Source organism: Hyunsoonleella aestuarii (genome assembly GCF_006148925.1).
Taxonomy (GTDB): domain Bacteria; phylum Bacteroidota; class Bacteroidia; order Flavobacteriales; family Flavobacteriaceae; genus Algibacter_D; species Algibacter_D aestuarii.
Window position 1 is genome coordinate 525,440 of the sequence record NZ_VAWB01000002.1, and the last position, 15,957, is coordinate 541,396.

General features: G+C 33.9%; 11 protein-coding genes. 6 read left to right on the forward strand and 5 right to left on the reverse strand.

What is annotated here, in order from left to right:
- The first annotated feature begins 134 nt into the window (after window positions 1-134).
- A complete protein-coding gene (gene mgrA, locus FEF17_RS12095) occupies window positions 135-1,148 on the forward strand; it encodes an L-glyceraldehyde 3-phosphate reductase (RefSeq protein WP_284698438.1) in 1,014 nt (337 codons plus the stop codon).
- 4 nt (window positions 1,149-1,152) lie between these two features.
- Here the strand turns inward: mgrA and FEF17_RS12100 are convergent, their stop codons facing one another.
- From FEF17_RS12100 to FEF17_RS12115, 3 genes are all read right to left on the reverse strand, one after another.
- Window positions 1,153-1,836 carry a hypothetical protein gene (locus FEF17_RS12100; protein WP_139002658.1) on the reverse strand — a complete coding sequence of 228 codons (684 nt, stop codon included), beginning with the start codon at window positions 1,834-1,836 and terminating at the stop codon, window positions 1,153-1,155.
- An 853-nt stretch (window positions 1,837-2,689) separates the two neighbouring features.
- Entirely contained in the window at window positions 2,690-3,094 is a 405-nt protein-coding gene (locus tag FEF17_RS12105; RefSeq protein ID WP_246046845.1) for a 3D domain-containing protein, read from the reverse strand.
- Window positions 3,095-3,287: 193 nt separating this feature from the next.
- Window positions 3,288-5,264 (reverse strand): alpha-ketoacid dehydrogenase subunit alpha/beta, encoded by a 1,977-nt coding sequence (locus tag FEF17_RS12115; protein WP_139002721.1) that lies wholly within the window; start codon window positions 5,262-5,264, stop codon window positions 3,288-3,290.
- Between the two features lie 160 nt (window positions 5,265-5,424).
- Between FEF17_RS12115 and FEF17_RS12120 the strand changes: the two genes are divergently transcribed.
- From FEF17_RS12120 to FEF17_RS12140, 5 genes are read left to right on the forward strand one after another with little or no spacing between them, the layout of a single operon-like run.
- A complete protein-coding gene (locus tag FEF17_RS12120; protein WP_139002659.1) occupies window positions 5,425-6,375 on the forward strand; it encodes an isopenicillin N synthase family dioxygenase in 951 nt (316 codons plus the stop codon).
- Between the two features lie 6 nt (window positions 6,376-6,381).
- Window positions 6,382-6,711, forward strand: coding sequence for a translation initiation factor (locus tag FEF17_RS12125; protein WP_139002660.1), 330 nt, complete (start codon window positions 6,382-6,384; stop codon window positions 6,709-6,711).
- A gap of 3 nt (window positions 6,712-6,714) precedes the next feature.
- A complete protein-coding gene (locus tag FEF17_RS12130; RefSeq protein ID WP_139002661.1) occupies window positions 6,715-7,656 on the forward strand; it encodes a DUF1835 domain-containing protein in 942 nt (313 codons plus the stop codon).
- Entirely contained in the window at window positions 7,646-8,515 is an 870-nt protein-coding gene (locus FEF17_RS12135) for a nucleoside phosphorylase (protein ID WP_139002662.1), read from the forward strand. Before FEF17_RS12130 ends, FEF17_RS12135 begins: the two co-directional genes overlap by 11 nt.
- Before the next feature lie 12 nt (window positions 8,516-8,527).
- Window positions 8,528-9,382 (forward strand): substrate-binding domain-containing protein, encoded by an 855-nt coding sequence (locus tag FEF17_RS12140; RefSeq protein WP_139002663.1) that lies wholly within the window; start codon window positions 8,528-8,530, stop codon window positions 9,380-9,382.
- A gap of 79 nt (window positions 9,383-9,461) precedes the next feature.
- On the opposite strand, the gene FEF17_RS12145 is transcribed toward FEF17_RS12140, so the two are convergent.
- Complete coding sequence (locus tag FEF17_RS12145; protein WP_139002664.1) at window positions 9,462-11,639, reverse strand: T9SS type A sorting domain-containing protein; 2,178 nt, start codon at window positions 11,637-11,639, stop codon at window positions 9,462-9,464.
- A 222-nt stretch (window positions 11,640-11,861) separates the two neighbouring features.
- Entirely contained in the window at window positions 11,862-15,635 is a 3,774-nt protein-coding gene (locus FEF17_RS12150; protein ID WP_170181006.1) for a T9SS type A sorting domain-containing protein, read from the reverse strand.
- Window positions 15,636-15,957: the final 322 nt, after the last annotated feature.

Here is a 15,957-nt window from a genome sequence, read left to right on the forward strand (position 1 = left end):
TATAAACGATTGTAAATTTAAATGTTAACTATTTTGAACGAATGATTTTGTCAGTAATATTTAATTTCAAGTACACCGAGATAGAGACAATACTTAAAAAGTAATTTATATCTTTGAGTCACTAAAGAATTATTATGAATATAAACGATAAATCTGGGGTTATAAATTACAATGCTAATCCAAATCGCTATGATTCCATGGTGTACAATCGAACGGGGAAAAGTGGCGTTTTATTACCGGCACTTTCTTTAGGGTTATGGCATAATTTTGGTTTTGTTGACAGTATTCAAAATGCAAGAGAGGTAATCCGGTGTGCTTTCGATCTAGGTATTACACATTTTGATTTAGCTAATAATTATGGACCACCTTATGGTTCGGCTGAAGAAAATTTTGGAACTATTATAAAAGCGGATTTCAAACCATACAGAGATGAGTTGTTTATTGCAACAAAAGCTGGATATGATATGTGGCCTGGACCTTATGGTAATTTGGGTTCAAGAAAGTATTTAATAGCTAGTTTAGACCAGAGCTTAAAACGGATGGGATTGGACTATGTTGATATTTTTTACCATCATAGACCGGATCCAGACACACCTTTGGAAGAAACCATGGGAGCGCTTGCAGATATAGTAAAACAAGGTAAAGCACTGTATGTAGGTATTTCAAATTATGAAGCCAATGAAGCAAGTAATGCAGCTAAGTTGTTAAAAGAACTTAAAGTCCCATTTATATTGCACCAAGCACGTTATTCTATGTTCGATCGTTGGGTTGAAAATGGATTGTTAAACACATTGGAGGAACATGGAGTTGGTTGTATTGCATTTTCTCCATTAGCACAAGGGATGCTTACAGATAAATATTTAAAAGGTATACCAGAAGGTTCTAGAGCGGCTAAAAATATGACCTACCTAAATACCGAAACTGTGAATAGTAATCTTGAAAAGATTCAAAAGTTAAATGATATTGCCCAAAAACGAGGTCAGAAATTATCCCAAATGGCTATTGCATGGATATTAAGACAGCCACAAGTAGCATCTGTATTAATTGGAGCAAGCTCTGCTAATCAACTAAAAGAAAATATAAAGGCAATAGATAATCTGGAATTTGCTCAAGAAGAATTAGAACTAATTGATAAAATAGTTTCTTAGCGTTTTATTCTTTAACGACTATAACAGTAGCTTTAACACCGGTAGCAAGGTTCCATTGATTATGAGAAACTAACAAACCTTGATCGTCTACAACCTTAAATTCTGCGGTATTTGGTCCAGATTCCCCTTGGTTTAATGCCACAAAATCTATTTTATTAAATCCTTGCTGCAGATCTAGTTTAAAACCTTTAAATCCACCAGTTAGATAGACACGTGAATGTATGATGTCATCATTTACACGGACTTGAATGATATCTCCATCTGTAAATCCATGATCTCTATAAACTACATTTACGAATTTCGCTTTACTTCTGAAATCACCGAAATATTGATCGGTTGTACTTCCGTTTCTTCGTTCAACTTCTTCGGGTGAAAGCTTTAAATTATCTATATTTTTGTCAATTCTATCCTCATAAAGCTCCCCAGGGTTGCCAAATTTCTCTTTAGGAAACATAGAAAATTCATTCTTAGGATATTCTAAATTTCTGGAAATACGGGGTGTTGCCATATTATTTATATTACTCTTTATTGGGACAGAAGGTTTTATTGCAACTGCAGTAGAGGAGTCTTTTTTACTTTCAACTGCAGGAATAGAAATTGATTTATTCTTATTATCTATTTGAGCACTAATAGAAAGTCCAAAAAAAAGAAATACAATAAACAAAAAATTTAGTTTTATGTCTTTCATTATTCACTTCATGGATTTATTAACTAGGCTTTATGAGATGCAAAGATATTTCATTACAAATAAACCTACTTTACTTATGTCGATATTTTGAAAAATAATTAACAAAAACTATTCCGAATTGAAAATAATATTAAAATTTGTTTGACATTTTTCGTGTTAAGTCCTCTACTCTTCTGCATAATAATAGCCAAATGTGTTAAAATTTGTTAAAATAGTAATATGTTATGCATAGTACTGTAACAAAAAATATATTTTTTCGTCTACTTAGTATAAATCAATTTAAAAGAAAACAATAATGAGAACTTTAAACACAAATCAATTGACTAACACATCAATTCAAACAAAGAGTCATACTTGGAATATTAAAAGGCGTTATAGATAATACATCTTTTTAATTTTTAAAGAAGAATCAATAAATCAAAACAATCAAAAAACGGAAAATCATGAGAACATTAAACACAAACCAATTAACTGACACTCTAATTAAAACAAAGAGTCACACATGGAACACAAAAAGACGCTATAGATAATAGCGTCTTTTAACTCCTTCTTAATCAATTTAACCATCTTATAAAATGCGAACCATAATAAAACTTTCAAAGCGAATAAATAGTCTAACCGAGGAAACAATTTCTTCTAATAGGCGTATTTTAAATGTCTCACACCATGATCTTTTATGGAGAGGCGTAAAGCGATATGCTCATTAACTAAGTATAATTATTAGGCCTTATATTGTTGTATTTTTTTTCTATTTAAAAACCTTCTAAAGAATTAACAAAAGAAGAACTGCAAAAAGTAAAGGATGTTTATCCTTTTAATCTATCTGAAGCAGCAACAAAAAAACTCATTCGCTTTACTCTAATAAAGGAACCTGATATTTAAGAGTTACTTTTTTACGACCCCATAATTTGGCGGCTTTAACATTATTTCCCATATAAATATCAATTTTATTTTGCCATCTAGAATGCATTTTGTCTTTAACCAAATAAAGATGATCTAAGCCTTCAATAACAACTGGAGTATTGTGTTTTAGCCCTAAACGCAATAAATCTCTAGAAACAGCTATACACTTTAAACCAGGCGTTAAGCTATCCCCAAAAGCGGTAAGATAGGGATCTGAATCTGTTTGATAAACTAAAGAATTGTAAGCAGTAGCTGTTACTTCTATCGTCTTCCACTCATATTTTTGAGTGGCTTGTTCTTCACAAGAAAAACAAAAAAAAAGGGCAATTATAGAAAAACGTGTTAAACAATCCATTTATAAAGATATATAATTTGCTCTGTACTCTAGTCCTTATTGTCAAACCCAGAGCAAAAAAAAATTACTATGAGTCCCCAAAAATAATTGCTATACCACGAAACTTCAAAAATTATGTATTTCCAAGTCCAATTAACTGTTCCAATAATTGAATTAACAAAAGCCTTCGATGTAGGTATAAATATTGATAACCCTAATAATTTAAAAGTTTCTTTAATTCGCTTTCAAACCTGCTCTTTGCCAAATACTGATGCTCTAATTGGCTAGAAAATGGAATAGGTGTATCCAAACTAGCAACTCTTTTTACAGGAGCATCCAAAAACTGAAAACAATGCTCCATAATTAAAGCTGATATGTCACTTGCTATCCCACCAAATAAAGAATCTTCTTGAAGTATGATAGCCTTTCCTGTTTTTTTAACCGACTTATAAATAGTTTCAACATCCAATGGATGAAGCGTTCTCAAATCTAATACGTCGGCTGAAATACTTGGGTTAATTTCTAATGTTTCGAGCACCCAATGTACCGCTGCTCCATAGCTAATTATTGTAATAGAATCACCCTCAGAAAGTCTAGAAGCCTTTCCAAATGGTAATGTATAATAATCAATTGGAACATCTTGCCGAATACTTCTGTACAACGCTTTATGTTCAAAGTATAGCACAGGGTTTGGGTCATTGATGGCAGTCGCTAAAAGTCCTTTAGCATCATAAGGAAACGCTGGGTAAACGACTTTTAACCCAGGAGTTTTTGTAAACCAAGCTTCGTTGGTTTGTGAATGAAATGGTCCGGCTGCTACCCCACCACCACAAGGCATTCTAATAACAACATCTGCATTTTGGTTCCAACGATAATAAGATTTTGCCAAATAATTTACTACAGGATTAAATCCTGATGAAACGAAATCGGCAAATTGCATTTCAACAATACTTTTCATCCCAGCAATAGAAAGACCCATAGCCGTTTCAACAATAGCTGATTCACAAATAGGAGTGTTTCGTACACGGTCTTTTCCGAACAGATTAATAAACCCATCTGTAATTTTAAATACACCTCCATACTCAGCTACATCTTGTCCCATAATAACCAAATTACTATGACGCTCCATGTTCTGTTTTAAACCTTCAGAAATAGCATCTACAAATCTAATATTTTTTGATTCTTTATTTATTTCAATATATTGATATTCAAAACTTTGAAATACATCACCTAACTCTATACTTAAATCAGGAATTATCTTTTCTTCAGAAAAAGCAACTTCTAAATGCTCATTAATTTCATTAATTATCGATTCTTTAATATGAGTGTTTTCAATCTCGGTTAATAGGTTTTCATCTCTTAAAAATGACTCAAAATTAATTACAGGGTCTTTCGCTCCCCAATAATCCATAAGGTCCTGAGGAACATATTTTGTGCCACTTGCCTCTTCGTGACCACGTATTCTAAAAGTTTTAAACTCTATCAATACGGGTCTTGGATTATTCCTAATGCTCTTAGCTATTTCATTAATCTTAGTGTAAACCTCAATAACATTATTTCCATCAATTATATGAGATTCCATGCCATAGCCTAAGCCTCGATCGGCTATATTCTCACAATTATATTGTTCATTAGTAGGTGTGGAAAGACCATAACCATTGTTTTCTACGCAAAACAAAACTGGAAGTTGCCACACAGAAGCTACATTTAGAGCTTCATGAAAATCGCCTTCGCTAGTTCCTCCTTCTCCAGTAAAAACAGCAGTTACTTGATTTTTATTGTTTAGTTTAGACGCAAGTGCGATTCCATCAGCAACACCTAATTGCGGTCCTAAATGCGATATCATACCAACAATTTTATAGTCTTGAGTTCCAAAATGAAATGACCTATCTCTTCCTTTAGTAAATCCAGAGGCTTTTCCTTGCCATTGCGAAAACAAGCGGTATAATGGAATTTCTCTAGTAGTGAATACCCCTAAATTTCGATGCATAGGTAAGATGTACTCCACTTTGTTTAAAGCCATGGTAACACCAACCGAAATAGCTTCTTGCCCAATTCCAGAAAACCATTTACTTATTTTTCCTTGACGTAATAAAATCAGCATCTTCTCCTCTATCATTCTTGGTCTAAGCATGTTCTTATATAGAGCGAGTAATATATCTTGTTTTAAATCTGCAGTATTAAATGTCATATATGCGATAAAAATTATGGTATTCATAAAAATAACACCATTTCACTGCCAAATATAATATAAAAACTATGCATTAATCGAAAAATTACACATAACTCAACATATCGAACTTTGCAATGTTTTTGTACATTTGTATACTATCAAACTAAATTAACACCTCATGAATATTGTACCCAGTGTAAATTTGAATGATTTTGTTTCTGAAGATTCTACAAGAAAACAAAAATTCGTAAATGAAATTGGAAAAGCTTATGAAGATATTGGCTTTGTTGCTTTAAAAGGGCATTTCTTAAGTGATGCTTTGGTCGAAAATTTATACAAAGAGGTTAAAAGCTTTTTTAGTTTACCTACCGAAACTAAGCAGAAATATGAAATTCCTGGAATTGGTGGGCAACGTGGCTATGTATCTTTTGGAAAAGAAAGTGCAAAAGGGAAAAAAGAAGGAGATTTAAAAGAGTTTTGGCATTTTGGGCAGTATGTCGATAATAATGAAGCATTGAAAAAAGAATATCCGGATAATGTATATGTTGAAGAGCTTCCTGAATTTAATAAAATTGGTAAAGAAACTTATAAAATGCTCGAAAAAACTGCAAAATATGTTTTAAGAGCTTTAGCATTATATCTTGGTTTAGAAGAGACTTATTTCGATGCCTTTATCTATAATGGGAATTCTATTCTTAGACCAATTCATTACCCACCAATAAAAGAAGAGCCTAAAGAAGCAGTTCGAGCAGCTGCACACGGCGATATTAATTTAATAACACTTTTAATGGGAGCCCAGGGACGTGGCTTACAAGTCCAGAATCATAAAGGTGAATGGATTGATGCCATAGCAGAACCAGATGAGCTAATGATTAATGTTGGAGACATGCTCTCCCGTCATACCAATAATAAATTAAAATCTACAATTCACCGCGTTATAAATCCGCCTAAAGAACTTTGGGGTACTTCGCGTTACTCAATTCCGTTTTTCATGCATCCTATAAGCGCCATGAAATTAGATGTTTTAGAAAGCTGTGTGGATGATAAAAATCCTAAAGCTTTTGATGATATTACTGCTGGCGAGTTTTTAAATGAACGTTTGATTGAGTTAGGACTCATTAAAAAATAATTAGACGTGGATTTACAAGATCAACTAAAAAATCTATTTCCAGATCATATTCAAGAAGGAACAGATACCGAAACGACTAACGAATCTAATTTATGGTTACAAGACGATCCAATTATTTGTAAATATGAAAAGCGCAAAGGTAAACCTATAACTATTTTAGAGGGTTATACAGGTGCAAATGAAGATTTCAAAATTTTAGCAAAAGAACTAAAAACAGCATTAAGTGTTGGTGGAAGTTTTAAGGGAGACAAAATAATAATCCAAGGAAATTATCGTGATAAAATCATGAAAATACTTCAAGATAAAGGATTTAATGTTAAACGTGTAGGAGGGTAAATTATGAGCAAACAACCACTTCATATTACTAATGGCGGAGTTCTTACCAAGTATCTAAACGAACTAGAAATTGTAGGTGAAAAGATTACATGGCAAGAAATGTTATGTGAAGGCCCAACTCAAGAAATTGTTCACACGAATGAGTTTATTGAAGTAAGGCGAGTATTTCTCAGTGATTTTTATAATGTAGATTTAGATTTAGATAAAGTTGAATTGGCCTTGGGTCAATTAAGTAATCCAGATCGTTACTCTGAAGTCGTTCTTTGGTTTGAATACGATCTATTCTGCCATATTAATATGCTCGCGGTTATTAATCTATTGCTACAAAAGAAAATTTCTCTTCCAATTTATTTAGTTTGTAGTGGCAGGATTTCTGGTAGTAAAACTTTAAAAGGTTTGGGAGAACTAAGTCCAGAACAATTATTTAAACATTACGATAATAAGGTGCTGTTAACTTCTGAGGATTTAGATTTAGCATCTACGGTTTGGGGTATTTATTGTGGCAAAGACCATAATCTACTTAAACCTTATATTGTAAAACAGTCATCGTTTAAATATCTAAGTAACTGTTTAAAAGCTCATTTAGAACGCTTTCCAGATTCTATTAATGGCTTGAATATACTTGAAATGAATATTTTAAGAATTGTGAAAGATAATGCCATAAAGTCAAAACATCATTTATTAGGGTATGCACTTAATTATCAAGGCTATTATGGCTATGGTGACATGCAGTTAGAGCGCCTTATTGAAAAATTGGGTATCTTTTTTACTCAAGAGGAGGGTTCTTTAACACTAAATAGATTGGGACATGAAGCTTTGATTGGTCAGCATAACTTTTCTACGGAAATTGACAATAAAATGATTTTTGGAGGAGTAAATAAATTCGATTTTCAATTTAATAAGAAGTTGAATAAGCTTGTAAAAACAGTAATCAATGCCCATTAAAGAATCTGAACTTATCTTAAATCCAGATGGTAGTATTTATCATTTAAACTTAAAACCAGAAAATATCGCTGATACGATTATACTAGTTGGCGATCAATACCGCGTGGATAAGGTAAGTAAACATTTCGATTCCATAGAATTTAAGACTCAAAAGCGCGAATTTAAAACCCATACAGGAACGTTTAATGGAAAACGTATTACAGTACTTTCTACAGGTATTGGACCTGATAATATAGACATTGTATTAAATGAACTAGATGCGCTAGTAAACATTGATTTAAATACACGTCAGCCAAAAGAAAATCTAAAAAGTTTAGACATTATTAGAATTGGAACATCTGGTTCACTTCAAGAATCAGTTCCAGTGGATTCTTTTGTATTAGGCACCCATGGGCTTGATTTAAATGGGATGCTCCACTCCTACCGCCTAGATGATATATGCAATCCTGAAATAGAAAAAGCGTTTATAAAGCATACAAATTGGAGTTCAAATAAAGCAACACCTATAATTATAGAAAATAGCACCAAACTCGAAGGAAAGCTTTACAGCAAAAATACTTTTAAAGGAATAACGGCTACCTTAGGAGGGTTTTATGGACCTCAAGGAAGAGTTTTACGTTTAGCATTGCAGGATTCCAGTTTAAATAATAAAATCGATTCTTTCAATTTTAATGGAAACAAGATTACTAACATGGAAATGGAAACTTCTGCTATTTATGGACTGTCAAAGCTTTTAGGACATAGAGCTGTTTCCTTAAATGCGATTATTGCCAACAGATCCAATGGAACTTTTAGCAAAAACCCATCAAAAGTTATTGAAAATTTAATTTTATATACATTAAAAAAAATTACAGAATAAATTAGTCGATTAATGAAGAAAGTTAATATTGGTGGTGTTCCAGAGCATTTTAATTTAGCCTGGTATTTGACTTTAAAGAATGGCGAATATAAAGATATTGGCATTAATTTACGTTGGCATGATTATCCCGGTGGAACTGGCGATATGTGTAAAGCGCTTCGAAATAAAGATATTGATATTGCTGTAATTCTTACTGAAGGTATTATAACAGATATTATAAACGGTAACCCAAGTAAAATTGTACAAACATTTGTACAATCTCCTCTAATCTGGGGAATTCATGTAGCCCACGATTCTGAGTACAAATCTATCGAAGATATTAAAGGAACCAAAGCAGCAATAAGCAGGTATGGTTCTGGTTCTCACTTAATGGCATACATAAACGCTGAAAAAAACAATTGGAATTTAGAAAAAGATTTAAATTTTGAAGTTATTAAAAATTTAGAAGGTGCTGTTGAAGGATTAACAAATGGTACGGGCGATTATTTTTTATGGGAAAAGTTTACTACGAAACCATTGGTAGATAATGGAGTTTTTAGACGTATAGGGAACTGTACTTCGCCTTGGCCTTGTTTTGTAATTGCTGTTAGAAATGATTTTATTGGATCAAATAAGGATGATTTGGACGCTATTTTAAAAATTATTAATAATACAACTAGAGAATTTAAAGATATTCCTAGTATTGATAAAACTATTGCAAATAGGTACAAGCAACAAATAGATGATGTTCAAGAATGGTTAAATCTAACAGAATGGTCTCAAGAATTGATTGATGAGAATACCATAATGACTGTTCAAAAGGAACTCTACAACCTTAACATCATTCCTAAAATTGTAGGTTATAATAAACTGGTTACCAAACTTTAACCAGATATTCTGTCTTTAACATTTATATAAAACAATTAAATTTTAAAATTTAAGGCATTTGTTTTTTCAGTATCGTTTATTAGAATTTTATAACACGCCTAACAATGTATTGATTATTATCCTTGATTGATACTTTTAAAATATAAATCCCTTGAGATAATTCATCTAAATTCTCAATTTGAATTATCTTATTGCTACTCATAAGAGATCTGGATGTGATTTGTTTTCCTAACAAATTATATAAGGTGATTTCAAATATTTGATTACCAAAGTTTTGAGATAGATGAACAGATATGTTCTCTTTAAAAGGATTTGGAGAAATCTGGAGAGCTTTTAAATTAAATTCGTCATTACTCAAAGTATCATCTGTGGTAGGATTACAATCGTCATCTATTCCATTACCAGGTACTTCTATCAGTCCTGGATTAATAGCTCCGTTACCATCATCACAGTCATTATTAGTTAAACTATATCCGGTACCTGGGTTCGAACAAAAACCAGTTCCTAAATCATTTTCATCCCCGTAACCATCTAAATCAGCATCTACATAATATAGGGTTTGTCCAATTACAGAATCATCAGCATCATCTATTAAACCATCACAATCATTATCATCTCCATCGCAAATTTCTGTAGCTCCTGGATTAATTGCAGGGTTAACATCATCACAATCGTCGTTAGTATTTGATTCTCCTAATCCTGGGGTACTGTTCGAAGATGAGGTAGTTGAGCTTGAACCGTAACCATCACTATCACCATCAACATATCTTAAATAATTACCATCACAATCTTCATCTACATCATTCCCTGCTACTTCTGTAGCTCCTGGATTAATTGCAGGGTTACCATCATCACAATCATCATTGGTGTTTGATTCTCCTGATCCTGGGGTACTGTTCGAAGATGAAGTGGTTGAACTTGAGCCGTAACCATCACTATCACCATCAACATATCTTAAATAATTACCATCACAATCTTCATCTACATCGTTGCCTACTACTTCTGTAGCTCCTGGATTAATTGCTGAATTTCCATCATTACAATCTACATTTGGGTTATCTGCATATCCATCCATATCATCATCATCTACCGCAACATCTGACCATAATTTTAAATCAAAAGTTGGGGTCACAGGTGTTGTCGTTCCTAAAAAGTAAACCCGAACATAATAGGTTTCCCCAATTGTAAATTCGGGATTTGAGCTACTAAAAACAATTTCTTCGTCTGCTAAGACAGTGGAAGCATCATCTGAACAAGCAATATAACTCAATGCATTACAGTTTCCAGAATACAAAGTTAAAACACCATCAAACGTAGGATCCAAATAAATATGAATATCATCTGTTTGAGCAATAAATGTATACCATATATCATCTCTGGCATTACCTGTTTTGGTATTGCATGTCTCGGCATCTACATTGGTACCTGCTCCCCCGCTCAAATCTCCAGGGATAGCTGTAGCATCTCCTACAACGGCTTTGTTCAGTTCTTGGATTATATTAATTGCCCCCTCACAAAAATCATTATTTGGTGGTCCAACTGCGTTAGTAATATAGGTAGGCGGAAATTTAAACCAACCACTTTCTTGTCCTCCAGAACATGTTGATCTTACATAAATCCAATACGATGTACTGGCAGATAAAATTTCTCCTGTACTTACATTTGTAGTTGGTGCTGTTGTACTTCCCGAGCCTATTATATTTGTATCTACATCTCCTCCCGCTAATACGATGCGCCAATCGTAGCCTGTTGGGGTACTTAAGGCAGGACCGCTCCAATAAAAATCTATTCGTCCATCAGACTTATAGGTAATACCCCCGGGTCCTCCTGGCATATTACAAGTAGCATTTGTTAAATTCTGTATGGTTAAATCATGAAACTCCGTATCGGTTCCGCAACCAGCATTCAAATTGATATGAATTTCTATGGAACTAACATTTATTGGATCTATCTCTAAAGAGGAAGTGTTGCTTCCTAGAACATTGGTAGTGTTGGAAGCATCACGAATTGTGATAAAATCTGCATTGAAAATATTAGTACGGTTTGAGGTAAACCTGTAATGGTCTGAGGTGTTTAAACCACTTATAACAACATATTCTCCTGCTTCAATACCAAAGGCTATTTGATGTTCCTCTCCATCATTAATATCTACACCACCTGGAATAGCAGTACCATCGTAAAGAGTGTCATTATCACATTGTGACAGAGCAGGTTGAAAGGTTAAAATAGCAATTAGTAGGTAAAGAATTCGACTCATAAATTTAAATTTAGAATTGAACAATAAAACCCTATAATTATTTCATACGTGGTCTTACACTTTAAATTAGTTCAATTATTGAAATTCTCGAAGATTAATAGTTAACAAACCTTTAATTTCGATAAAGATGATATAAATGCTTATTACTCTGTTACTATAGACTTAAAAAAACAAAAAGGAGCAAGGTTATACCCTACTCCTTTTTAATTTATATTAAATTAACTATTCCTGCGGTTTTGATGAAATAATTTTTTTCACTGAACTTTCTTTACTAGTCGTCAGGCGAACAAAATACATCTGATCATCTCCGTTTGATAAATCAATAGTTTTAGTTCCGTAAGTACCTTTTGTATAATTCATGTCTTCTACTTGTCTAATTAAGGCACCTTTAACATCATAAACATTAATTTGAACATCAGTCTCGTACTCAAATTTGTAGCTTATATTAACTTGATCTCTAAACGGAACTGGGTATGCCGTTACTTTTGAATTATCAATTTTACTCCAAGGATCAACTACAACTTCACATCCCAATTCTCCTTCAGAAGGCACATTGCCTTGGAACTCACCATAGCCTGATCTAGGAACAAAACCATTAGGTGCATCATCTTCAGAAGTATCAGTACAGGCTACAGTATGCGCAATTACGTATACCATTCCACCACCAGGTACTGTTATTTTCTTTTCAGCATCTGTTGAAGTACTCCATCCTTCGGCAAAACCTAAGCCTTCGGCTGTAAGGTTGTATTGCCCAGGGGCAACTGTATAATTTCCGCTACCTTCATTAGTAGGATACGGATCACAACCTACATATAAATGTATTTCATCAAATCCAGTACTATCATCTTTTGGTGTAAACTCTACAGTAATTGTGTAGTCTAGATTATAATTTACAGTTACATAACCTACGTATTCACCTTTATCAAGAAGGCATCTTCCAGCACCTCTATATAAATCAAGAGTATATGGTTCGGCAGAAGGTTCAATGGCATTGGTCCAACCCCATCGTCTAAAGCTATCTTCTCTAAAGCATCTACTTGTACCACTTACGTAACCGCCATTACTATCTAAAACTAATTCATCAATGGCAGTCTTATCGGCATTTAAAGCAACACCAAAGGCAGTACCACATTCTGTACAGTCTACTACAGGAATTGTTACTTTATCACTATCAGTACAAGCTCCATCTTCAATAGGAGATGTGTAAGTATATGTTACTTCATAATCTCCTGCAGATATGCCTCCAACTGGCACCGTAAATAAACCTCCTGCAGTAATATATGGACCACTCCATGTACCGCCTACTGGAGACCCCGTAAGTTGGACACTACCACCTTGGCTACATAAGGCAGCTGGTGATAGGCCAGCATCTACAATTGGTTTAGGATATACATTAAAATCTGTTGAAGCTCCAAATGACGTTACGCAATTATCATCCGTTTTAATTTCAACAAAGAACTTATAACTACCTACTGCAGTTGGTGCATCAGGACAGTCAGAATTATTGTTATATGTTAAATTATACGGAGATCCATCTTTAGTTGCTCCTATCCAGTTAATTGTGGCATTAGGTACACCGTTTACATTTGCATAAGCGCAAAGTGTTGTTGGTTTTTGGGTATCATTTTCACAATAACTTGTTGGTGTAACATTTGGTCTTACTTTTGTGCCGCCTACTCTTAAAGTTTCACTACAAGATTTCATACAACCATTTCCATCTGTAACTGTAACAGTATATAGCCCGGGTAAAGTAATATCACCTGTATTAGCTGAAGTTGATATAGTATTACCATCAAATTTCCATACATAACTTGTACCACCGCTAGCTGTAAAGCTTGTTTTATCTCCTGGGCAGATAAAAGTGTTGCCTGTTATGCTGCAATTAGGATTCTCATAAATGGTTACTTTAACTTCATCAGTATCTGTACACCCTTTATCATCTGTAACCGTTAATGTATATGTATACATTCCTGGTCCTGCTCCACTAAAAGTTGGTTCTGCTACACTAGCATCACTTAAATAAGTCGCTGGTGCCCAACTATAAGAATAATTTGGTGTGCCTCCACTTGCTGAACCATTCAATACCACAGACCCTGTTCCATTATCATCACAATCTGTCTTATCTGATCCTGCATTTGCTGTTGGATTCTCATAAATGGTTACTTTAACTTCATCAGTATCTGTACACCCTTTATCATCTGTAACCGTTAATGTATATGTATACATTCCTGGTCCTGCTCCACTAAAAGTTGGTTCTGCTACACTAGCATCACTTAAATAAGTCGCTGGTGCCCAACTATAAGAATAATTTGGTGTGCCTCCACTTGCTGAACCATTCAATACCACAGACCCTGTTCCATTATCATCACAATCTGTCTTATCTGATCCTGCATTTGCTGTTGGATTCTCATAAATGGTTACTTTAACTTCATCAGTATCTGTACACCCTTTATCATCTGTAACCGTTAATGTATATGTATACATTCCTGGTCCTGCTCCACTAAAAGTTGGTTCTGCTACACTAGCATCACTTAAATAAGTCGCTGGTGCCCAACTATAAGAATAATTTGGTGTGCCTCCACTTGCTGAACCATTCAATACCACAGACCCTGTTCCATTATCATCACAATCTGTCTTATCTGATCCTGCATTTGCTGTTGGATTCTCATAAATAATTGTAGCCGCTGTATCCACATCTGAACAACCTCTTGCCGTTGTAACTTCCACACTTATTATGTCTCCATCACTCAATCCAACACCATCCACAACAGTATAGGTGTTACTAGCACCACTCTGTAAACTTTCGCCTCCATCTACAACACCATTGGTATTGGCATCCGCAAAAAATTCATAATTTGTCACAGGTATATTTGAAGATGCTGTAAAAATTACGTCTTCACCAGGACAAACCCCTGTAGTTGATATACTGGCTACTGGTGTCAAATCTAAAGTTAATTGAACTGGAGGTGCAGGGAAATCTTTTAATTCAGAGGTGCCTGAAGAACCTGATGTTCTTGTTCTACAAAAAACTGTACTTAGATTAAAACAAGGGTCTAAATTCCCAAAAATTGATGTTAGATTTATCGCTCCTTCAGCCCATTGATTTACCATATATTGCCATAACCCTGTAGAAACCGGAGCTTGATTGTATACTGGAAAAGGAACATTAGTAACCACGGTATTATTTGTGCCATATATATCTCCCGCATCATATGTCGTATAGATAACATATTCATAATCTTGAGGGTCAGTGTTTGGTATTTCTTCCCACCTTCTAACGACTACCGTAGCATCACCACCACCTTGTGTAAATTCTATAGTAATTAAAATATCGCCTATTGTTCTCCCTCCTTCGGTACCAAGAGATGTAAAACCACCACTAAGACCATCTGGATTGGTTGTTTCCATTAAAGATTTTTGTAAAAATTCGAAGTCAATATAACTGCTTCCATTTATCACCTGCCTATCAGCAGCAAAAAGCACCCATAAATCATCAGCATTTCCTGATTTAATAACACCATTAATACCGGCTAAAAGCGTTGGATCTCCGTTAGTAAAGTGAATGGCTACATTTTGTATTTCATTTTTATTAGGAGAAGAGCCTTCTCCCCAAGTGTAAGTTCCTGGGTCATCATCAATTTTATTAGAACTTGTGAAAATGGTAGGATCCATATTAGTTATGTCATCTTGGAAAAAGAAAGTATTTGGATATAATAAACCACTCCCATCTGGTAAAAATAATCCTCCAGGAGAACTGCCAGGTAAATCCGTTGGATTACTAAAGAACCAATCTCCAACATTGGCATTTGGTGTCCCTGCGAAAGCGTCACCATCCACACCAAAACCACCTTTTGGTGTTTGCACTGGTGCTGTCCCTTGAATATTCTGAGCTTGAGAAAACTGTATTGCCATTAAAATAACTAACAATGGCATTAATAAATTCTTCAGTAGCTCTTTATTTTCATAAAGCGCTTTAAGTTTGGTAAAATTGTACATAAACATAACATTTAAATTAAGTTAATTAATTAATGAGTTTACATAACAATACAATAAGAAAAGTCGTAGAATGAGGGTTTTTACGAATCTTATTTAAAAAATAAAATTAGCATAACATGTTGTTGACTAAAAAAGTAGTAAAATTGTGGGCATTCAATTTGCTATTAATCAAATGCTTTAATAAAAGGAGAAATAACTCACAAATTCTGTAAGCTTAGTAAATTTAATAATTTTAGGATGAAGCCTAACATTAAAAATGACTTATTAGTTGATTTGTATTTTATAATCGATGAACTACAAAATCTCTCTATAATTAGACCAT